General features: G+C 56.5%; 16 protein-coding genes and 1 pseudogene. 6 read left to right on the top strand and 11 right to left on the bottom strand.

Annotated elements, in window-relative coordinates:
* The first annotated feature begins 40 nt into the window (after positions 1-40).
* A pseudogene (locus QA640_RS39370) lies at positions 41-1097 on the top strand (glycosyltransferase family 2 protein).
* A complete protein-coding gene (locus QA640_RS39365; protein WP_283038007.1) occupies positions 1084-2031 on the top strand; it encodes a class I SAM-dependent methyltransferase in 948 nt (315 codons plus the stop codon). The pseudogene QA640_RS39370 and the gene QA640_RS39365 overlap by 14 nt, the downstream one beginning before the upstream one ends.
* Here QA640_RS39365 and QA640_RS39360 read toward each other — a convergent pair.
* Positions 1912-3102, bottom strand: a complete 1191-nt coding sequence (locus tag QA640_RS39360) for a glycosyltransferase family 2 protein (RefSeq protein WP_283038006.1) — start codon at positions 3100-3102, stop codon at positions 1912-1914. The two genes, QA640_RS39365 and QA640_RS39360, sit on opposite strands and share 120 nt — an antisense overlap.
* A 1192-nt stretch (positions 3103-4294) precedes the next feature.
* Between QA640_RS39360 and QA640_RS39355 the strand changes: the two genes are divergently transcribed.
* Positions 4295-5239, top strand: coding sequence for a GDP-mannose 4,6-dehydratase (locus QA640_RS39355; protein ID WP_283038005.1), 945 nt, complete (start codon positions 4295-4297; stop codon positions 5237-5239).
* Positions 5240-5269: 30 nt separating this feature from the next.
* A complete protein-coding gene (locus QA640_RS39350) occupies positions 5270-6424 on the top strand; it encodes a DegT/DnrJ/EryC1/StrS family aminotransferase (RefSeq protein WP_283038004.1) in 1155 nt (384 codons plus the stop codon).
* A gap of 471 nt (positions 6425-6895) precedes the next feature.
* Here the strand turns inward: QA640_RS39350 and QA640_RS39345 are convergent, their stop codons facing one another.
* Positions 6896-7663 carry a class I SAM-dependent methyltransferase gene (locus QA640_RS39345; protein WP_283038003.1) on the bottom strand — a complete coding sequence of 256 codons (768 nt, stop codon included), beginning with the start codon at positions 7661-7663 and terminating at the stop codon, positions 6896-6898.
* Positions 7664-7772: 109 nt separating this feature from the next.
* Here QA640_RS39345 and QA640_RS39340 point away from each other — a divergent pair, with 109 nt between their 5' ends.
* Complete coding sequence (locus QA640_RS39340; protein WP_283038002.1) at positions 7773-7997, top strand: hypothetical protein; 225 nt, start codon at positions 7773-7775, stop codon at positions 7995-7997.
* Positions 7998-9326: 1329 nt separating this feature from the next.
* Here QA640_RS39340 and QA640_RS39335 read toward each other — a convergent pair.
* The 8 genes from QA640_RS39335 to QA640_RS39300 all read right to left on the bottom strand — a co-directional run bounded on the left by QA640_RS39335 (position 9327) and on the right by QA640_RS39300 (position 18022).
* Positions 9327-10697, bottom strand: coding sequence for an LLM class flavin-dependent oxidoreductase (locus tag QA640_RS39335; RefSeq protein ID WP_283038001.1), 1371 nt, complete (start codon positions 10695-10697; stop codon positions 9327-9329).
* Between the two features lie 64 nt (positions 10698-10761).
* Positions 10762-11532, bottom strand: a complete 771-nt coding sequence (locus QA640_RS39330; protein WP_283038000.1) for a class I SAM-dependent methyltransferase — start codon at positions 11530-11532, stop codon at positions 10762-10764.
* A gap of 518 nt (positions 11533-12050) precedes the next feature.
* A complete protein-coding gene (locus QA640_RS39325) occupies positions 12051-13187 on the bottom strand; it encodes a PLP-dependent aminotransferase family protein (protein ID WP_283037999.1) in 1137 nt (378 codons plus the stop codon).
* Between the two features lie 35 nt (positions 13188-13222).
* Positions 13223-13822, bottom strand: a complete 600-nt coding sequence (locus tag QA640_RS39320) for a CDP-alcohol phosphatidyltransferase family protein (protein WP_283037998.1) — start codon at positions 13820-13822, stop codon at positions 13223-13225.
* Positions 13823-13834: 12 nt separating this feature from the next.
* Positions 13835-14659 (bottom strand): phosphocholine cytidylyltransferase family protein, encoded by an 825-nt coding sequence (locus QA640_RS39315; RefSeq protein ID WP_283037997.1) that lies wholly within the window; start codon positions 14657-14659, stop codon positions 13835-13837.
* A gap of 337 nt (positions 14660-14996) precedes the next feature.
* Positions 14997-16187, bottom strand: coding sequence for an aminotransferase class I/II-fold pyridoxal phosphate-dependent enzyme (locus QA640_RS39310; protein WP_283037996.1), 1191 nt, complete (start codon positions 16185-16187; stop codon positions 14997-14999).
* Positions 16188-17516: 1329 nt separating this feature from the next.
* Entirely contained in the window at positions 17517-17699 is a 183-nt protein-coding gene (locus QA640_RS39305; protein WP_283037995.1) for a hypothetical protein, read from the bottom strand.
* Between the two features lie 17 nt (positions 17700-17716).
* The gene (locus QA640_RS39300; protein WP_283037994.1) at positions 17717-18022 is read right to left on the bottom strand and encodes a glycerophosphodiester phosphodiesterase family protein; all 306 of its coding nucleotides are present in this window, start codon (positions 18020-18022) and stop codon (positions 17717-17719) included.
* A gap of 936 nt (positions 18023-18958) precedes the next feature.
* On the opposite strand from QA640_RS39300, the gene QA640_RS39295 reads away from it, so the two are divergent.
* Positions 18959-19234, top strand: a complete 276-nt coding sequence (locus tag QA640_RS39295; protein ID WP_283037993.1) for a hypothetical protein — start codon at positions 18959-18961, stop codon at positions 19232-19234.
* Positions 19235-19317: 83 nt separating this feature from the next.
* Here QA640_RS39295 and aepX read toward each other — a convergent pair whose 3' ends face one another.
* Positions 19318-20175, bottom strand: a complete 858-nt coding sequence (gene aepX, locus QA640_RS39290) for a phosphoenolpyruvate mutase (RefSeq protein WP_283043026.1) — start codon at positions 20173-20175, stop codon at positions 19318-19320.
* Positions 20176-20584 lie beyond the last annotated feature (409 nt).

The raw sequence follows: 20584 nt of genomic DNA, 5'->3' as shown, positions 1-20584 counted from the left end.
ATTGGGCCGAACCGCCACTGAATTGAAAATCTAATTGATGATGCCGAGTCGCGACGTCTCAAGCCTGTCCACGACCGCGGCGATTGCCGCGGCGAAGGGATTGTCGATTGTCGTGCCCGCGTATAACGAGGCGGCCGGCCTTGCTGCACTCCATCAGCGGATTTGCAATCTGGCCAAGGTGCTGCGGCAGCGCTACGGACTCGATTGCGAGGTTGCCTATGTCGACGACGGCTCTAGCGATACAACGCTTTCGATCGCCCGCACGCTGCCCGCCTCTTCGCTCGACGTTCAGGTCGTTTTGCTGTCACGCAATTTCGGCAAGGAGGCCGCGCTAATGGCCGGACTCGATCATGCCGGCGCTGTGCTGTTTATGGATGGCGACGGCCAGCATCCACCGGCGCTGATCGCACAGCTCGCGCGCCACTGGATCGATGGCAGTTAATGACGTGATCTATACGGCCAAAGCCCATCGTAACAATGAACCCCTGCTGCGGCGCCTTTCGGTGCGCGGCTTCTACGCCCTGATCAACTGGGGCGCGCGGCGGAAGATCTCGGAAGATGCCGGCGACTTCCGCCTGCTCTCGCCGCGCGCAGTCGCAGCGCTGCGGCAGCTTCCCGAGCACAACCGCTTCTTCAAAGGGTTAGCGAGCTGGATCGGCTTCCGCCCGATCCGGGTCGACTACGAGCCGGCGCCCCGCGCGCATGGTGTCACCGCCTTCAGCTTCATGCAGCTGCTTGGGCTGTCTATCGAGTACCTGACGTCATCCTCGGTGACACCCTTGCGCTTTGCGAGCCTGCTCGGCGTGCCTTTGGCATTGGCCGCCCTCTTGTTCGGGCTCTCGATGATCTGGGAAGTGTGGACCACCGGAAAGCAGGTGCCCTGCTATCCGTCGTTGGTCATCAGCCCCATGACGATAGGAGGCATGCAGTTCATCATGATCGGCATCGTCGGCGAATATATCGGCAAGATCCTGTCCGAATTGAAAGCGCGGCCGATCTACTTCGTCGCCGAGCACAGCGAGTTCGATGCTGAGGGGCGCGGAAGCACGAGCAAAAGACCACCGCAGAAATTGGGAGCTGCCAATGCACAAAAGTGAGGTTGGACGGCGGATCCATCTGACCACCGGCGTGGTTTCGGGCCGCCGCTGCCTGGCCTGTGGTGCGATCGAACCAGTGGCCGGCGATGAACCGATTTGGCCGCCCGCCTGGCGCTGCCCTCGATGTGCGCACGTCGTTCCACAAGCGGAGGGGATCCCGATGTTCGCCCCCGAGCTTGCAAATACCGCCAGTGGATTTGATCCCGATGCGTTCGACGTGCTTGCCCAATTCGAGGCCGGGCATTTCTGGTTTGTCGCCCGCAACAGCTTGATCGTCGGTCTGGTGGATCGATTCTTTCCACGAGCGCGCTCGTTCATGGAAATAGGCTGTGGGACTGGCTTCGTGCTGCGGGCAATTGCAGGATCCCGGGAGTGGGATCGTCTGGTCGGATCCGAATTACATCCTGCAGGACTTGTATATGCGAGGAAACATCTGCCGTCGAAGGTAGAATTTGTTCAAATGGACGCTCGTGACCTTCCAGCGGAGAGTATCTTCGACCTCACGGGTGCATTCGACGTGGTGGAGCACATTGCGGACGATGAGGCGGTTCTGAGAGGACTGCGAGCTGCCACGAAAAGTGGAGGCGGAACGATCATCACGGTGCCGCAGCATCCGTGGCTATGGAGCCGCGCGGACGAGATCGTTCGCCATCAGCGCCGTTATCGCCGAGGCGAGCTGGAAGCGAAGCTGCGTAGCAATGGCTTTGAAGTTCGGTTTTCATCGTCTTTCACTTCATTGCTCTTGCCGCTGATGATGGCCAGCCGCTTGATGCCCGGAAAGCCGAGCGTGATTGAAGACATTTACGAGTTCAAGCTAAATCCCGCCACCAACGGGCTGTTTCGCGGTATACTCGAAGCTGAGGTTCGCATGACGCTCGCGGGCGTTCGCTGGCCCGTAGGAGGCAGTCGGGTTGTGGTTGGACGTGCAGTCTAAATTGTCGCTTCGAATCCCATGCTTGCGAGCCAGGTCAGCCGTCTTCGCCCCAGCCTCACCGCGATCATCTGCGCTTCCGTGAACCGAGCCGCTGCGTTTGATCTGATCAACGATAAACAGCGGTCTGTTCTTGGTGCTGAGATATATGCGACCAATGTATTCGCTGATAATACTCAGCGAGGCAAATTGGAAGAACGACACGATCAAAAGCGAAATCATCAAGCTGGTCCACCCGGGAACCACTTCAAAGTAGAGCCAAGAGTACAGTGAGTAGACGGAAGCCGCGACGATCGCTACGACCAGCAGGGCCGCGCTCGCCGATGATAGGCGCAACAAGACCGGCGAATAGCTGAGGAATGCATCGATCGCAAGACGAACCAGTTTTGATAATGGATACTTCGTTTCACCAGAAAATCTCCGATCCCTATCATACAAGAACGGTACCTGCTTGAAGCCAACGGAGGCCACTAATCCTGGTATGAACCTGTCCCGCTCAGGCATCTGCGCTATAAGTTTAGCGACCCGGCTCGTCATTAACCTGAAGTTACCGGCGTCGACGGGAATCGAAAGGCTGCTCGCTTGTTTGAGCAGGCAATGGAAGATGCTTGCTGACTTCGTCTTAAACCAGCTTTCGCCAGCACGTGTCTTCCTCTGGCCATATACGACGTCCGCGCCTTCGCGCTTCATGACCTCCACCATGGGTGAAAGCAATTCTGGAGGGTCTTGCAGATCCGCGTCGATAACGAGAACCAACTCGCCACTTGCCGCTAACAGGCCTGCCGTTAGCGCTACTTCTTGCCCGAAGTTCCGTGACAGCCTGATGCCGACAATATGCCGGCCACGCTCAGTCTCCGCTGAGATTTCCTGCCACGTTCCATCGGCAGAACCGTCATCCACAAGCACAAGTTCATAGTCATCGCCGACCACTTCAGAAGCGCTCTGCTGACATCTTCCAATGAGTTCAGCGATACCATTCTCTTCATTGTAGCAGGGTACCACAATGGATAGGGACTTCGGCCGGCTTTGCCCTGACCGGCTATCGGCCGATTTATCGATGACATTTCTACCCATAGTTATCCCCTTCCGATGGGCTGCCTAGGGCAGGAAAGCGAGCGTGATCCGCGGCGCTATCCACGCTTCGAAAGCCGAGTCTCGCCTTCTATCGGTCATTCGTAATCCATTGATGCAGTGTTTCTTATGCTTGCGGCCAATATTGTTCGGTGGGCAAAACCAGGGAGCCGTGCGCTGCCGTCCGCGCGGCGAAGCGCTTCACCAGCGGTTGCGACAGTGGATTGCCTCTTTAGGCGAACTCGCTGAACCCGCCCACCAGGTTCGCCAGATCCTGCTGAATAAGATAACAGACCGGCTGGTTGCGGCTCGAGAAAGCCCGGTGGCGACAGGAGAATGCGTTCGCGATGAATTTGAGGTAGGAACATTCGTTGCTGAGATCGATCCGCTAACTGCTGTAGTATAACAGCCAGCCGAAAAGAATTGATGTGGTTTTGGCGAGCGGAGCCACCGATCCAGCAAGACGGACGACGTCTTTCCGTTGGCAAAGTGGTTAGCTCTTGGCATAGGCCCCTTCCTGCCCGCCTCGTAGAAACGGCTTCTAATGGATATCAGCCTTAAGGAGTTTCTAACTGATCTGAGCCCTGCTATCTCCTCCGAGAATTGGTAGAGCCACCGCCTCGGTGCAGCGAGACCAAGGTTTGGACCAACCTAGAACTAGAGTTTTGCGCTCCTGGGCTGGTTCTTGTTGGGCCAGAGCCTTCAGCCTGGATTAAGCCCGGGGGCAACGTTCGGACGCACGGTGCCCTCGACTTTAGTCCGGATTCTGACAGCGGCACTCAGACTTGTGAGATTCAAAACATCGTTCGTCAGTTAGCATTGGGGAAGCTTTCTCAAAGTGCAATCAAGCGCCTATTGCGCGCGAGGAGCACTGGCACGGCCCTTGCCCTTTGTCCGTAGGCCAAGTTGAAGGAGCTGAAGATGCGCGACACGACAGGATCTTGGACCTGCGGAGAAACAGCGCCCGATGCCAAGGGGAGAGACCGAAGCCAAAGAAATTCGCGAGTCTTCGAGCCACGTCGGTGTTGGGAGCGCCGCCACATGCGACAGTTGCGGCTAGAACGGCCGAGAGCCTTTGAAGAATAGCACGGCAATATCGGCGACTAAGTAGGACCGAAAGTTCGGCGCTTACCTCCCAGTTCTACTCAGCGTCCTTCTTTAACATGTGTAATCGGCAGAAAGCGCTAACGGTTCCATGAGCAGAGCGGAAATCGTTGTCGTAACGGGTGGACTTGGCTTTATTGGCAAGCATTTTGTGCGCCAATGCCTGGATAAGGGGCATTTCGTCAAGAATATCGATCGGATCAGCTATGCGGCGGATCGTTTGGTGAACGCTGAATTTTCCCAGAGCAGCAATTATCGATTCCACGAGGCGAATATCTGTACGCTAGATTTTCTCCCGGAATGCGACATCTTTGTAAATTTTGCTGCTGAAAGTCACGTCGATAACGCAATTACGAATGCGCGAAAGTTTTGCGAAACGAATTTCCTCGGTGTCCAAAATTGCCTCGAGCTGATCCGTCGCAAGCACGAGCACGAACGGCCGAGATTCATTCAAATCAGCACTGACGAGGTATATGGGGACATTAGAGACGGTTCCCATGCGGAAGCAGATCCACTTGTGCCATCCAATCCGTATGCTGCGACAAAGGCGGCTGCGGATATGCTGGTAAAGAGCTGGGGGCGCACTTTCGGCGTAAGTTGGAACATTGTACGCCCGACCAATAATTATGGAACACATCAATATCCGGAGAAACTGATCCCAAAGAGTGCTTGGCGCATGAAGCGCGGTTTGCCTGCTATCATGCATGGTGACGGAAGCTACATTCGCTCTTGGTTGCACGCGGATGACACCGTTCGCGGCATTTCGACGGTGATCGAAAAAGGCAGAAGAAATCAGATATACAATATCGGCAGCACGGAAGAGCGGAGCAACATTCAGGTTCTTCGTCGAATTGCTCAGATTCTCAGTATAGAGGAGCGCGCCGCCTTTGTCGCAGCTTCTGATCGATCGGGGCAGGATATCAGGTATAGTCTTGATGACTCGAAGCTGCGCGCGCTTGGTTGGTCGCAAATGAAGAAATTCGACGAGGAGATTATCGAGATTGTCGAGAAGCTGGACACCTCGAGATTTGTTTGAGCGTCCCGTCCCGTTAGGATCACGTAAGGTATGAACGCCGAGTTTTATCGCCATCCTTTGAGCAAAGCTGATGCTGCCGCGGTGGCGGCGGTGCTTGACACGCCCTTTCTCACCACAGGTAAAGTCTGCGCGTCTGTCGAGCGGCAAATCGAATCGTATTTTGGAGTGCCCCACGCGGTTCTAATGAACAGCTGGACCAACGGCGCGTTCGCTGTGCTGCTTGCGATGGAGCTTCAGCCTAGCGATGAAGTCATCATACCGGCCATGACTTTCATCGCCACTGCCAACGTCATAGTGTTAGCCGGCGGCACGCCAGTGTTTGTGGATGTTGATCCCCGTACACTGCTGATGACGCCAGAGTCTGTGGAGAAGGCCGTTACGGCGCGAACGCGCGCAGTTATGCCTGTCCATCTATACGGTCAGATGTGTGACATGCGCGGTATTCGTCATGCCGTGAGTCGCGCCCGCTCGGTCGGGTCCGAGCCAATCATCATCGAAGATTGCGCACATTGTTTTGAAGGTGCTCGGGACGGATATAAACCAGGACGCTATTCCGACGCCGCGATCTTTTCCTTCTACGCCACCAAGAACATAACTTGCGGAGAAGGTGGAGCGGCGATTTTTAACTCTGAGAAACTCTATCAACGTACACTAGAAACGCGGTCGCACGGAATGTCGGCGACTGCGATCGATCGTTTTAGAGAAGGGCGGTACAATCATTGGGATATGAACCGGCTTGGCACCAAGGCCAACCTGCCGGATCTGCTCGCTGCGTTATTACCCAAGCAGATCGCCGCGATTGATCAGCGCCTTATTGAACGAAAGCGCTTGGCTGAGCGCTACCGCTCTGCTTTCGAAGCTGGACCTCTGCGCCTGGTAGAACAGATCGGCACAGGCGTTAGTGCTGAACATCTGTTTGTCGTTGGCGTGGGGAACGGCGCACGGGATGTTGCCATCGCTCGATTGAATGAGGCCCGTGTCGGTGTGACGGTAAACTACCGCAGTGTGCCTGAGACGAGCTTTTACCGGCGCCGCCTGGGCGGCCTAGTAAACGAATGGCCGGTCGCAAAGAAATGGGGCGATGAAACCTTGAGCTTACCGCTTTTTCCCAACCTATCCCAAGCCGAGCAGGACTACGTCATCGCAACTGTCAGGCGGGTAGTCTATCCGCTTGTCGACGCTTAAGAGGTCGGCTTGTGGCTGGGCTTGACTGTGCGCTTAAATCTGGCGCCGCGACGGGGCTGTTGGAGTGATCACAAAATGGGACGAAGTCGTTGGGACTTGCTACACTGATCCCCGAGCACATGAAGGCTGATCCATTCTCGGGCGCATCTATGTTTCGCGCCAAGCTTGCGGACCGGACCAAGCTGAGCTTTTTCAGATGGAGGGCCTACACGGCATCGTTCGACAAAAACGAGTTTCGCTCCACCACCTCCCAAAGTTCTGCCTACGTCGTCGGTCAAGAGATGTATCGGAGCGGCCCTGAGAATCTGTGAATATGCGAGACGACGCGCAAGCCGAACGCAGGGTGTGCAGAAGCGATGTCCTCGAGGACGTGTTTGTCAGCGAGCATCACAGTTAACGGCGGCTGGACGCTGACGTCGGGCGCGGGATAAGGCTTGAAATTCGATTGAACCTGCTGGAGCAACCCTTCTGTCAGGGTATTTCCTTTGTCCGCTGCCATTCCGCGAGAAACATGGCGTAGGCGGAGCGCCCTGGAAGAAGATTGTACAATTCTTCGAAGGGAAACAAAAGGGGAGCAAGATATGGCTTTGCTCGCAACCGCACGCGCGTGATCAGGCTATTGAAAATAAGGTAGAAAGCGGGCCCTCCCGCATAGATAACGCGTTTCGTTACGAAATAGGGCGCCGCCAAGCTGGCGATCTCGTCGTGCTTTAATGCCGCTTCGGAGTCCCCTTCAAACCAGCGGTCTTTTCGGTACCAGAGGCGACGAATAGAGCTGAGGAGGAACTCGTCGTTCGGCTCCATCATGAACAACCGTCCACCGGGACGTAGCATGCGCGCGACGTTGCGCATCGTCGTCTCAAGATCGACAATGCAGTATTGAAGACCTCCGATGACAACCGCGGCGTCATGCGTTTCAACCGCATTCAGCGGGCGTGTTAAATCGACCTGATGTGCGGCGCTGCCCACGCTGGTCTGATAGTCGCGACAGGCCCTTTCTGATATGTCATAGCCGGTTGTTCTTACCGATGGAAAGTACCGACGAAGTGCGAGAGAGTTGTGACCGCTGCCGCAGGCCAGATCGGCGACTGACGCTCGATTTAGTTGAACGTTAGCAAACAGCGGCGCGTAGATAAACTGATGCCGGTAGGCCATCGAAGTCTTGTCGTAGTAATGAGCCTCGTAGGCGTCATGAATAGATTCGAAGTGAGCCTTTTGGTTGTTTGTGTGTTCTGTCATCTTAGCGATCCAACTCACTCTGTACCTTTAGCTAGCACGGCGGTCCAACGATGACAGTGGCGCTGACGCAGCTTCGACCGGTGTTTCGTCCTTTATGGTGCAGTAGCCTGTGGATAGTCCGAACGGCGATCCCGCCGCCGGGACTGAAAAATTTGACGATCTCCACTACCGCGAACTGGTCTCCATCAACGTGTTCGATGATGTCGGTGGCAACTCGACTGAGCCGCTCGGCGAGCCTCGTGATTTGACCTTGCCGAGGCGCACATCCTTAAGGCCCTTTCCGCACATCAGCGCGCGTCGTCTGGACTGTGGTCAATTCCGGTTACGTACTTGAAGCCCCCTTGCCGCGGTAGCCGCAAATTAGCACCTGGTGCCTGCATCCACGATTGGCGCCTCGCCAAGCAGTAAACAAGCGGCACTGTTCGACCAACCACCGGTGGGGTGCCTCCATCTTCGCCTCTGCAGCAGATGCCGACTGATCCAAAGCTGAGAACTCCGTTTAAAAAGGAGGGCGCAGGCGTTCTACAAGCGCACGCTCGTCCACAACGATACTCGATGATCCTCACCGTTCGACGCGGAAAGGAAAGTCAACGCAGTCAGCAGAAGGCGCGGCGTTTGATCATTGACATGCCCTCATAGAACTTGAGCCATATCAACAGGCCAGCCAATAAGGAAAGCAGCAACAATACTAGTTCGAAGCGACCGCAAGCAGTGTGCATGGCCAGTCCGACGTTCATCAACCAAGGTGACATACTTCTGTTGTCTAGATCAATTACGAGCGTTGATGGTTGACGGGAGCGAAAGCTTATGCATCCGGCTATGGGATGGCGCGGGGTCGCGGCTACCCGCGTAGGCGAAACGTCGGTGAACAGGCGCTCAGTAACGCAAAGATACCCAAAAAGAGGTCAAGTATGTTGGGCGAATAGCGGTCGGCGAGCGGATTTCCACTACCTCATCCCTGTAACGGCAGGCAGGATATCGGGGATCGAGCGATCCTGGGCCAGTCGCCGTGGCCAGCGCCAGGGCATGGCCCACATGGCTGCCGGGCAGAAAAAGAGTCACGGAAAGCCGAGGACACAAGTTCGGCACAGCCCTTGCTGCTGCTATAGGGCAGAACGTCGCGCCAAAACACGTTAAGGCCGGCACCAGGAACAGAGTCGAGTACTTGATGCTGATCAGATCGGTTCCCAGCGCACGAGATCGTCTGGCGTGCGCCAGATAGTGCCCGCGTCCTTAGTATCTTTCAAAATCCAGCCTATGCTGGAGCGTATGTTTATAGTCGCCGGCAAAAAGATCCGAGCCGATGCCGGCCGGGATCGCTGACGGGAACGGGCGTCCGGATGCCGCTAAGCGGCGTCGTGGGAACCAGTTATGAGGAATAAGCCAAATTTGATGTGGCGCGTTTGCTTGGCAATTTATAGTTTCCTCATGCTCGCCAACGCAGTCGCTTGCTGACGGAGCACGCCGCGCGGCACCATTCATCGCCCGGATCATATCAAGGTGTAGAAGTGTAGATCGCTATTGAAGTATGCAATCCTTCACGCTTCCTAGGCACACCGTCCAAGCGCGCCAGCGGCGGCCGTCCGGGCGCGCCGGCCCAACATGTTCCGGAAAAATTATGCGGCAATATCTGTTCGATTGTAAAGAACGCAGTGATGTCCGATTAGGTAGCGGTACCTTGATCAGCCCGATCACTTGTATAAATGTGCGACAGATCGGGAGGATGTCGCAGACCTAGTCTCTCCCGCAGCGTGCCCGCGCGGATGGCAGAAGAAAGTAGGCCGCGACGTTGCAATTCCGGGATGACCAAGTCCTTAAAGTCGTTCAACGAACCCGGCAGCAGAGGCGGCATGACATTGAACCCATCCGCAGCGCGGGAACTGACCCAGCCTTCGATGCAATCGGCAATTGTTGCAGGTGTACCCAAGACCTGCAGATGACCTCGAGCGCCTGCGAAGCGCATGAACATCTGCCGAATCGTCAGAGAGTCGCGCTTCGCGGTCGCGACGAACAATTTTTGCCTGCTCTTGCTTGAGTTCGTCGCGTCAATAACTGACGGAAGCATGTCGTCGAGAGTAAGTCCTGACAGGTCCAGACCACCGAGACGGCTAATGAAAGGAATGGCAACGTCCGGATGCAAGAAAGACTGCAGGCTTTCAAAGCGATCCTCGGCTTCGCTCTGGCTTCGCCCTACCACTGGAAATATGCCTGGCATGATAATGAGATCGTCTTCGCTGCGATCATAGCGCTGGAGGCGGGCCTTCAACTTCGCATAAAATTCTCTCGCATCTTCGATATTTTCTTGCGCAGTGAACACGACGTCGGCGGTCGCCGCAGCAAGATCCTGACCATCTTCCGACGATCCGGCTTGAACGATGACCGGATGGCCTTGTGGTGATCTGGGAATGTTCAATGGGCCGCGCACCGAGAAGAACTCTCCACGATGGTCGAGCAAGTGCATTTTAGTCGGCTCGAAATACATTCCCGACGCCTTGTCGCGCACAAATGCATCGTCATCCCAGCTATCCCATAGGCCCTTGACAACAGAGACGAACTCCCGGGCACGACGATATCTCGCCTCGTGGGGCGGAAGATCGTCATCAGATAAATTCAGCGCCTCGAACCTGTTCGCGGAGGTAACGACATTCCAACCCGCCCGACCATCGCTCAGATGATCGAGCGAAGCGAATCTGCGTGCGACCTGATAGGGATCATTATAGGACGTGGAGGCAGTCGCCACCAAACCGACTGCCTGCGTGAATGGCGCTAAAGCCGACAGAAGGACGATAGGATCGTAACACTCCGTGCGCGCGTTGCGGCTGATCATTGGGAGGTTGTCCGAAGTGATACCAAGGGTGTCGGCAAGAAAGACAAAGTCGAAGAAGTTGCGATCCGCAGTGGTTACGACGTCGACGTATCGCTTAAAGGTCATCCCCTGACCGGAGGTCGCGTCCGGATGCCGCCAGGCCGCCTCGTGGGAGCCGTCGATTATGAGGAATAAGCCTAATTTGATGTGGCGTGTTCGCTTGGCCATTTATAGTTCTCCTCATGCTCGCCAACGAAGAATGCTAGTGCCCCAGCACCGTCGCACCCGCTCCTCAGTTCTTGGTGACTTTGTAAGTCCAAGCTCTTGTCCGCCACGCTGTCCTCAACGATCGGACGCTGCCGACCCGTGCGCGAATTTCCTCAAGCAGAGCGAGCCATGCCGTTCGCCCAATTTGACTCGGAACATAATGGGCCGATCGCCACGTCGCCATGAAGGTCTCCGGCGACATCTCGTGCCAGTCAACGCGATCGCAATAAATGAACGGTACAAAGTATGGGGAGGCAACGATAGGCTCGATAGCCTTCTCGGCGTTCGTAAATGTCTGAGAGATGGCCGTGGAAGATGCCCGGACGAGCTCGTCAATTGAACGCTGAAAGGCATCGACCAGCAAGTCTCTTGGATTCCAGAGCACTGTGAGGAAGCCGCCTGGCCTGAGGATACGATTACATTCCTTGAGCGTTCGCTGCGCGTCGAGGAACTGAAATGCGTTTCCGATTACGATCCAATTCGCGCTCTTGTCGTTCAACCCGCTTTCTTCGGCCGTACCCCAGCACCATTCGAACAAATCGCCTCCGCGATGAAGACGCCGAGCCTCGTCGCGCATCACCGCCTCTGGCTCAACCGCCCATCCTTTAAGGTTGAGCGCGGCCAGCGTCGCTGTCAAATTCCCAGTCCCTGCGCACAAATCAACCACATGTCGTCGCTTTTGATCGATGCGAAGACCTGCAGCGAGCGTTCTCAGCAATGCTGGAGAATGCGGCGGGCGTTGGCTGTAGTCATGAGCGCTCGTCGTGAAATCACCCCATTGGATCGCAGTATCCATCGTCACGCCCTCCTGCTGCGGAGCTGTCTTGAGCTGGCTTCCTCCCGATTGCCAAGCTTCAGCTCATATAGTCCGACAAGGCCGGAGATGTGATGCGGCACGCCGGTAAGAACCATTGCAAACCCCAGCTTAACGTAGAAGCCGCCGACGCGTTCTTGTGCATAAAGCCAGACTGAGACTTCTCTATCGGTTATCAGATTGCATGCGGTTTCAACCAGTTGGCGTCCAAGTCCAGTTCTACGCAAACGGCTGATAACTGCGACGCCGCGAATGCGCCAAGCGGCGGCGCTGTTCAATGGAGGCGGCGCTGGCTCTCTAACGGCCGATGCAACTCCGACGACTTGATCTTGCGATGTCGCGGCGACGTGAATGCTATCCGCCTGAACATCGCCAGACGTAATGGTGTCCTTGGGGTGTCTTTCGGGGCGGAGTTCTGATGCTCGCAACGGAACAACGACCGAAAGAGGAACGCGTGCTATCGATATTTTATGCATATCATCTTGCCTAGCCATTTGCCGTCAGGGGCCCGCGTCCGCGATCTCTTGAACATTTCGTCCTAGGATCTTGTCCAGGATTGAAAGCCCAACCACAAGGTCATTGGTGGTCGGCGGTGCGGTTAGCGATACCCGGACCGCGTTTGGTATTCGGAAGTCGCTGACAGCGAACACCTCTGCAGGACGTATGAGAATGCCGCAGGTCTTTGCGGCGTTCACAAGCTTATGCTGCTCGATACGGTCCGGCAACGGCACCCAAATGTGGAGGGATCCAGGCTTCGTCACGTACTCAGCGGCCGTCAAGATCTTGGATGCGACCTCATGGCGTTCGCGAATATCCGCCCGTACGGCATCGATAATGTGCTGCGCAAGGCCAGTGCTGATCCAATGATTTATGGTGAGAGAGGATAGAGCGTTCGGAAACCACGAGGACAATCTCTGCACCGGTGCCACCAGCTCCCGTGCGCGGTCAGCGGTCGGCGCAATTAGGTAAGCAACGCGCAAACCCATCGCGAAGCACTTCGAGACGCTCATGCAATACCACGTAATGTCCGGCGCAAAAGCGGCTATGGGCGGCGGCGCATCGGGATGCAGAAAGCCTAGTACATCGTCCTCAATAATCGTAATCCCATGTCGCCTACATGTCTCCGCGAGGTGGATCCTGCGTGCGTCCCCCATCACTGCTGTCGTTGGATTATGGACCGTAGGATTACAAAACAACACTCGTTGGCCCGATCTTTCGAGACAGCCCTCCTCAAGAGCTTCGGGAATGATACCCTCTTGATCAACCGGTAGACCGACGGGCTTCAACCCAGCGCGCGTGGCAAGCTGTCTCAACACGGCATAGGTGACCGATTCCGTGAACAAGGTCGCTCCGGGCTCGATTGCTCCGAATAGTAAGTTCAACGCGCTCTGTGTCCCATTTGTTACAACAATCCGTTCAGGATCGAGCTCTTGTCCAAAACGGCCACGAAGCCAGAGCGCCCCGCATTCAACATCTTCCCTTGCTCCGCCCGGGCGGTTCCGACGGATATCCATCGCGGTCGTATCCGAGGCACAAATTTGCCGAAACGCATCTTCAAGCGCTTCGTGGATAGCGTGCGGTGCAGGCGGCAGGGCCGTGGTCAGATCGATCGACGACTTCAGGCCGAAATCAGGCATCAGCTCCTCCGCGTAATCAATTCGCCGTTGCTCGTTTATGTTCTCGTTGCTAATACGATAGATGCCCCAACACAGAACGCGGTGACGACGAGATACATGACGCCAGCCGTCTTCGGCACTCGCAGGGGTGCAATGTGGAGGACAGCAATTGCGACGAGGACGAACGCGAACAGGTTCGGGAAGGTCGCCGCGGGAATAACCGGCCGGAACAAAAATATGATTGCCGTTACCGGTACCGCATAGGTGGTCGGCACGCCAATGAACCGGCCACCCGGAGACCCGAATACGTTGAAGTAGCTTAGTCGCAGGGCACTAGCCACAACGAGAATAGTTCCTGCGGCAACGGAGATCGTTGAACCATGGCCAACGATTATCGACGTTACTGCCGGAAAGATACCGGCACTCACCAGATCTGCAAGCGAATCCAGATTTTTCCCAACCTGTCCTGTCTCCGCAGCGCGGCCTTGCGTTCGCTGGGCGACAACCCCGTCGAGGTGATCGGCGAGCAACGCCCAGAGCACGATCGCTACTCCACCCTCCGGAAGGCCGGCGATAGCACAGTTGATACCGATGACCGACAGCACCAGACCTGCTGCAGTTACGGCATTGGCCGGATCGATAAGCTGGCGGAGCATTGGAGCTTCCCCTCAACTTCCAGTCTGATGCTCAAACGACCCGGCTGACGAGCGGGGCGATGCTGTTGCGAAGATGCTTTCAGCGATACGCAAGTCGTCCGTGCTGTCGATCTCATACCAACGAAGATCGTCGCAGCGCGCTGCCGCAAGCTGCAGCCCGCTGCTTTCGACGAGATGGGCCAGCAACTCCTCGGTATACGTCTGCGTAGCACCTGAACCGATTAAGTCGTTCAGGGCAGGCACAATCGTGTTTCTCAGCGTAACGGAATTAAACCTCAGTATATTCATGGTCTTGAAAAGTACCGGGCCATTCCCGTCAAGATTTGCTGCGGTCTGCTTCAGACGGAACGCAGAAATGAGCCCATTCTCTGAGAGCGTTACGGCGGACCCTTGCATGCTCGGCTCGAATGGTGCAACCGCAGCAACGTCGAGCGCATCTACAAGGTTGAGATAGCGGAGCGTATCCTCCTCAAAGAAAACATCACCTTCCAACAGGTAGCAGTCTTCGGAAAGAAGTGCATCACGCGCCAGCCATAGGGAATAGGCGCTGCCGGTGTGGTCGAAAACGGTTGACTCGATGTAGTTGATCTTAAGTCTACCGAAGCAGCTGCCGCAGGCATACTGAATAGCGTCTTTGCGATAGCCGACGACCAGCGTCGCCTCTTCGACGCCGACCGCTTCCAGGTTACGCAGGGCGTTGTAGAGGATCGGCGTGCCGTTGACCTCGACGAGGGGCTTCGGGCGCAAATCTGTCAGCGGTCGCAGGCGAGAGCCGAAACCGGCGGCGAGAATGACAGCTTTCTTCGGCGTATCGGCGCTCATTTCAATCACCTTCATTGTTGCGCGATATCGCGTCGTCATTCCCAGGAGCAGAGACTCTCCACAAGTCTGTTAAGGCTGGTCCCGTACTTTTCAGTTGAATGTGTCGGCGCAGGCTGCAAACGTATGGCCCGTTCAATAGCCAACTACGATGGTTCTTTCGGCATCGCAAAGGGCGGCGAGGTTGCCGGGTGTGGTGTGGAAGATCGGCGTGCCATGCAGTTCGCTTAGAGGCTTTCGCCGCGTCTCTGCCATGGTCGCGCAGGCGCGAGCCGAGCCCCGCTGCACGGACGACGACGTGGCTTGGCTTGTCAGGCATGAGGTTAACCTCCAGGCATCTTGCGGGGCCGAGAATTCAGTTCCAAGTGTTTAGAGTTGTGGTCAGGCGTCGCAAGCCTTTGTCGAGTAGGTCTCGATCGATGCCGTAGGACAGTCGTAGCCCGATGGGGTCGCCAAAGGCTGTGCCTGACACTGTTGCGACACCGGCATCCGTCAGCAGCGCGCTAGCGACATCATCGGCACTCAGTTCGCGGCCATTGGCCTTGGCGGATCGCTGCAGGTCGCCGAGGTCAAGATAGAAGTAGAATCCGCCTTGGGCGATCGGCTGAGGGACCGATCTCAGCTCTGAAAGGACCGACAGCCCAAGCGCCCGGCCGTCGGCAACCTGACGCTGCAGTTGCATTTGGAAGGCTGTATCGCCAGATTTCAGATGATGAAGCAGCGCATGTTGCGCAATGACATTGGGACTGGAAGTTGTATGGCTTTGGAGCGCCTTAACTGCGCCGATGACCGTCTTGGGGGCAGCGAGATAGCCAATTCGCCAGCCGGTTAGAGCCAACGTTTTGGAAAACGAATTAACAATCAAAGTGCGATCCCGGGCCCGGGGCGCCACCGTGACGATCGGATGATGGACATGTGGGGAGTGGGCGAAAGTCCCGTAGCATTCATCGAAGATGATCCAGAGCTCACGATCGACGGCAAGTTGAGCCATCCCAGCAAGAGTGTCGCGGTCGTAGACAGCGCCAGTCGGATTGTTCGGCGTGTTGATTACGATCGCCTTCGTCTTTCGTGTAACTGCCGCCGTGATGTCAGCAAGCCTCGGCACAAACTTGCTGTGTCTGGTCTCGATAAAGACTGGCGTGCCGCCAGCAATTATGATCTGAGCTGGAAAAGTGGTCCAGTAGGGAGCGGGGATCAGGACTTCGTCCCCGGGATCCACAAGGGCCATCGCTGCATTGAAGAGCGCCTGTTTGGCGCCGGTCGTCACCGCGATTTCATCTGCCGACCAGGGTTGAGCGGTTTCTGTGGAAGTCTTGCGGGCAAGTGCATGGCGTAACTCCAGCAGACCGAGCGTGTCGGTGTAGCGGTTAACGTTGCCGGTAATGGCGGCGATCGCGCCCTCCTGCACTAATGGCGCCGTGTGGCTCCAGATCTCTCCGGCGGTCAGATCGATGATTTCCCTACCGGACGCAGCGGCTGCTTTGGCGGCAGTCCTTGCCGCAGCGGTACCAGAAGATTTGAACAAGGCTGTCCGTTGCGCCAACATGCGCGCTCTCCGTCGATCCAAAGTGTCCCTTGTGGTGGCCGCTGCGTTGTGAGGTCTACAAGCTTCCAGAAAGACGGCGCTCACATTCTAAGACAGATCGTCGGTCGCGTTGGCGGAGCTCTAGGAGCGAAATGAGCCCGCAGCTCCTCGTCGGCGACTGGTGGTTCATTGAAATGAGCTGGGAGATCGGGCTGAGCGACTGCCGCAATGTACAGATCGGCTGCGTAAGAGCTGTCGCGCCATTCGATATGCAAGGGTCCAGGATGGAGACGTGTGCTTCCCCGAAAATTGCGGTTGGGCGTGATGGCAAGGCTGCCGATTGCATGACTCTGGTCCTTCGAGAATAAGTATGTTGCAGTGTGAACGAGAAGCCATTGCAGTCGGTCAGCATATGGCGCGCTTCCGCACGGGTAAGTTCGTCGTACCTCTACAGTTCGAAAGACGTTGAGCGGGCTTGGAGGGGACAAATTGTGATTGGTCTTGCCTGCCAATTCCTTGTTCGTTTGAGCGGCCGACGTTCATCAGCGATAGGTGACATGCTTCCGTCATCTAGCTCAATTGCCAGCGTTGGTAGTTGACCGGAGCACAAGAGTTGGCGGCCCACGATATTTGGCAGCCCACCGTAGAAGTGAGGACGAACGTCTCGGCTGCGTCCTAATAGTCAGCAGACCTTCAGCGAACTGATTGCCGCCTTAAGAATGGTACTGCTCGGTTCTCATGAGAAGGCCGGACAGACGGAGGCGTAACCGCCCAAGTGAGCTGCAGCCATTACGGCTCACCACAAGGCCTTCGCCGCCCGCGGCTGACCTCGTGACCTTCATCTCGGGGCGCGCGTACGACGCTGCCCAGAAAGGCCGGTGTATCGTGGAAGACGGCAGGCCGTGGTGCGCCGTGAGGCCTTAAGCGCTGCCGATTACGGGCGTCGCGGCCGTTTCTTCGGACTACCCGGGTGTCGGCTCTCCCAGGATTGTTTAGCCGTCGAGGTGCTGGCGGCTGTGTCCTCCTCACCCGCCCAATAGCCTTTCATGGCGTCCGGGTATTGAAAGGAAAGCGTATGGCGTCAAGTCTGATGGCGGCCTGGTATCTCGGCATGCTAAAAGCGAGGCGTAAAGTCGTTTCCCCGCGTTAGCGGTGCTCCATAATCCTTCTTCATGGCAGAGATGAGCTGTGTCACCTGCCGGATTTTTTGTCAGAAAGCAGCCAGGAGCCGGTGGCATCTACCGTGTCGCTTGCAAACAAAGCCTCGAGCGTCTTCTTCGGTGACACAGTTTCGGCTATTGCCCGGGAAACAAGGAGAGCGTGGATTGTCGCCGCGAGCGCGGTGCGTCCTCACCCCGTCTCCACCGTGGCCTCCGCAGGCAGCGGCATTGGCACTGTCGCAAACGTCCACGCCGAACGGGCGGTGTCGACATCCCGAATTTCCAGAAACAGGATGATGGAGATCTTGTTGTCGTTGGTATACTCCAAGATGTCGCCCAAGCTTGGCAGGTTTTCTTTGGAGACCGAATTCACGTTGGCGCTAGCTGTCCCTATTTCAACTGCTCCGGCGGATGATAGTAATGCGACAGCGGCGGATTGTAGCCCGTGTCACTGTATGGGTCATAGTTTTGCATGCCGTTGACTGCGCCGACGTTCGTGGTGCGGCCCAGCTTGGTGTCGTGGAGCACGATTACGTCGCCCCAATTGGTCGAGCGCAGATCAATTTCAACGCATTCGATGTTCTTGTCTGCCGCGGCCTTGATCGCGCCACGAGAGTTTTCGGAAATATCCCGGATCTCGGGAATGTGGATGTTGGTACCAACCAGCGTGCCATGCAGGCCTCGATGGGCGCACACGAGCGCTGCGCGAGTGGAGCAGAACTTCGCCGAACTTGTCCGTGTTGTATTGGCCTGCGAGCGCCGTGCCTGTCATTAAAATCAGCGCTAGGGCGGCCGTGCCCAGCGCCTTAGTCGTGATAGAAGTGCATTTCTTCATGGCAGGTGCCTTTCGTCGCATAAAAACGGCGTTTGTCTGGAGCAAACGCTACAGACACGGCAGGGAATTCTCCGGTTCGGCAAGGAGGGAAGCAAGCAATGGGCCAATCGCCTGAAACTTGCGTGCGCGGATACCGCCTAACAGCTCGTCAGAACGAGCGTGCAGCGCGCGCTTGCTATCCGAAAGAAACTCGCTCCTGTTAGATGTTCGCAATGTCGCACGCGACACCGCACACGAAGTTGCAACGAGGTGCTGCATCGCAAAGAGCGATATCCTACACGTCTGATGTCCACGTGAAGAGTGGTCTGCGATGCGAGATCTGAAAGCTGAAAGGGAACGGGGTGTCAACCGTGAACGAATTCGCCGACGCTAAGGATATTTCAGCTGCGTTGGATGCAGTCTCAGGATTGCCCTCGAGTCGGCCCGCTAAAATCTGCAACAAATCACTGCATTGAGAGCCCGGCAAAGAATAGGCGTTCATTGCCCAGTGCGGATGGTTGACGGACGAGCAGTGGAAGCGCATCCGCAAACACTTTCGGGAAGAGGAGGTTGCCGACCGCCGGCCAGGGCGGAAGCCGATAGCGACGCGGCGAGCTCTGGAAGCCGCGCTTTTGATTTTGAACAGGGCGCACGCTGGGCTTGCTGTCGCAGTGTCATCCGAACTTCCAGGCCGTGCATCGTCGCTTTCTGAGCGGCGGCTGGCGGTGCTTCTACCGGCGATCGGGCTACTCCTGAACCGTTGATCCAGCGTCGTCATAAATATGTAATCTTGGACGTTGGAGGCGTAACTCGAGGCGATGCGCGACGATCGTCCGCTTATTTTCGGTGCGGCGGAGCCTACGGACTTCTTGAAACACGGACCCTACATCTTAGGATACACCGACATCGTCCGCGTTGGCGTTTTTCAAGAGAGGAATGAGCCTGAAGGCCTCGTGGGTCACGGGATGGTCGTCGAGATGGGAAGATCGGATCTAGATATTGCGCCAATCAAAATCGGTCGGGTAAGAGCTGTCGAGGTAATCGTTCGCAAACGCGATGGAGTGAAAACCCGTTTCGACGGCAAGTTCAGTTGAGTGTGTTGAAAGGCAGCCAGTTGCATGGCGATGATCCTCCGAGAATGAGTGGGCACAGGGTGAATGAGACATGCTGTCCTCAGTCAGGAGAGGCGAAGATAGCGCGCTTCGGCACGGGCGAGTTCGTCGTACCTCAAGAGTTCGAAGACCTCGTCGAGAGACGCAATACTCGGCTCAATGCTGGCAGTGTTCTCCTCAGTGAAGATGCGGTGGCAGACCCGCCGCATTGCCGCAATTGCAGCTCGCATGGCATGGTTGGCCCAGATCACCGTAGAGACGTGGGCCTTTCGGTACGCCGAGGCCGGCGTTTGATAGTATTTCGTTGGAACGATCACAACTGGCAACCTGTTCTGCCATGCGTTCGCGAACGAAAAGATCTCGTCCGCGGTGCTCTTTCGTGAGTGAATGAGGATCGCATCGGCACCGGCATCCGCGTAAGAATGAGCGCGCGAAATTGCGTCGTCCATTCCATGGCCGGCGATCAACGACTCGATCCGGGCCACGAGGACCAGATCTTGCCCGACTGTATCCTTCACTGCACGCAGACGGCCAGAGAATTCGGCGATATCGACGAGGGGATGCCGCTCGCCAATAAGAGAGTTCGTTTTTGGAAAATAGCTATCTTCCAGGGCAATCCCAGCAGCGCCGCGTTGACGGAGTTTACGTGCCAGAAGACGAGCGTTGTTGAAATTGCCGAAGCCGCCATCGCCGTCAACCAGAACAGGCAGCGTGGTGGAGTCCACGATCCGCTCAACGACGTCAACGAGTTGGCTCCATGACGCCTCGTTGGCATCGCGGTAGCCGAGAGAGCTGGCAATCGACAGCCCTGACGCCCAGAGACCTTTGAAACCTACGCTCTCGGCGATCGCGGCGGAGAGTCCGTCATGCGACTCCATGAGGAAGGAGAGTTTGCTGCTGGCGCAAATTTCAGCGCGCAGCATTTCAGTTCGTGAGGAATCAGCGCGCGGATCAAAGGCACTGACGGGAACAGATTGCTGTGATTGGTTTTGCATACCGATGCCTTGCCGGCTGCGGTTGGTCGGCCGACGCTCATCAGTGGAAGGTGACATGTTTCTGTTATCGACATCAATTGCGATAGTTGGTAGTTGACCTTGCCGAAGTTGTTGCGCAGAAATTGATCCGGCGCTCCAACGCCGACTGTCGAACTTGATTGCCTGGAGACAAGCCGCCTTCAGATCAAGAAATCGCGGGGATGGAGTTTGGGAGGGCGCAGCAAATGTCGCTATCGCAGTCTGCGAGCGCCGAGCCATCCTTGGCCTCGGGCCATCTTGAGCGACCGAAGCCTGGCCGGTCCAGCGCGGCTTCGAGCCGTTTGGACCTGCCGGCGCA

Source organism: Bradyrhizobium sp. CB82 (assembly GCF_029714405.1).
Classification (GTDB): domain Bacteria; phylum Pseudomonadota; class Alphaproteobacteria; order Rhizobiales; family Xanthobacteraceae; genus Bradyrhizobium.
This window is presented reverse-complemented; position numbering and strand designations above follow the sequence as displayed.

Coding starts and splice junctions, on each gene's coding strand:
- QA640_RS39365 (WP_283038007.1), top strand. CDS start 1,084: ATGCACAAAAGTGAGGTTGGACGGCGGATCCATCTGACCACCGGCGTG.
- QA640_RS39360 (WP_283038006.1), bottom strand. CDS start 3,102: ATGGGTAGAAATGTCATCGATAAATCGGCCGATAGCCGGTCAGGGCAA.
- QA640_RS39355 (WP_283038005.1), top strand. CDS start 4,295: ATGAGCAGAGCGGAAATCGTTGTCGTAACGGGTGGACTTGGCTTTATT.
- QA640_RS39350 (WP_283038004.1), top strand. CDS start 5,270: ATGAACGCCGAGTTTTATCGCCATCCTTTGAGCAAAGCTGATGCTGCC.
- QA640_RS39345 (WP_283038003.1), bottom strand. CDS start 7,663: ATGACAGAACACACAAACAACCAAAAGGCTCACTTCGAATCTATTCAT.
- QA640_RS39335 (WP_283038001.1), bottom strand. CDS start 10,697: ATGGCCAAGCGAACACGCCACATCAAATTAGGCTTATTCCTCATAATC.
- QA640_RS39330 (WP_283038000.1), bottom strand. CDS start 11,532: ATGGATACTGCGATCCAATGGGGTGATTTCACGACGAGCGCTCATGAC.
- QA640_RS39325 (WP_283037999.1), bottom strand. CDS start 13,187: ATGCCTGATTTCGGCCTGAAGTCGTCGATCGATCTGACCACGGCCCTG.
- QA640_RS39320 (WP_283037998.1), bottom strand. CDS start 13,822: ATGCTCCGCCAGCTTATCGATCCGGCCAATGCCGTAACTGCAGCAGGT.
- QA640_RS39315 (WP_283037997.1), bottom strand. CDS start 14,659: ATGAAGGTGATTGAAATGAGCGCCGATACGCCGAAGAAAGCTGTCATT.
- QA640_RS39310 (WP_283037996.1), bottom strand. CDS start 16,187: ATGTTGGCGCAACGGACAGCCTTGTTCAAATCTTCTGGTACCGCTGCG.
- QA640_RS39295 (WP_283037993.1), top strand. CDS start 18,959: ATGCGCGACGATCGTCCGCTTATTTTCGGTGCGGCGGAGCCTACGGAC.
- aepX (WP_283043026.1), bottom strand. CDS start 20,175: ATGCTGCGCGCTGAAATTTGCGCCAGCAGCAAACTCTCCTTCCTCATG.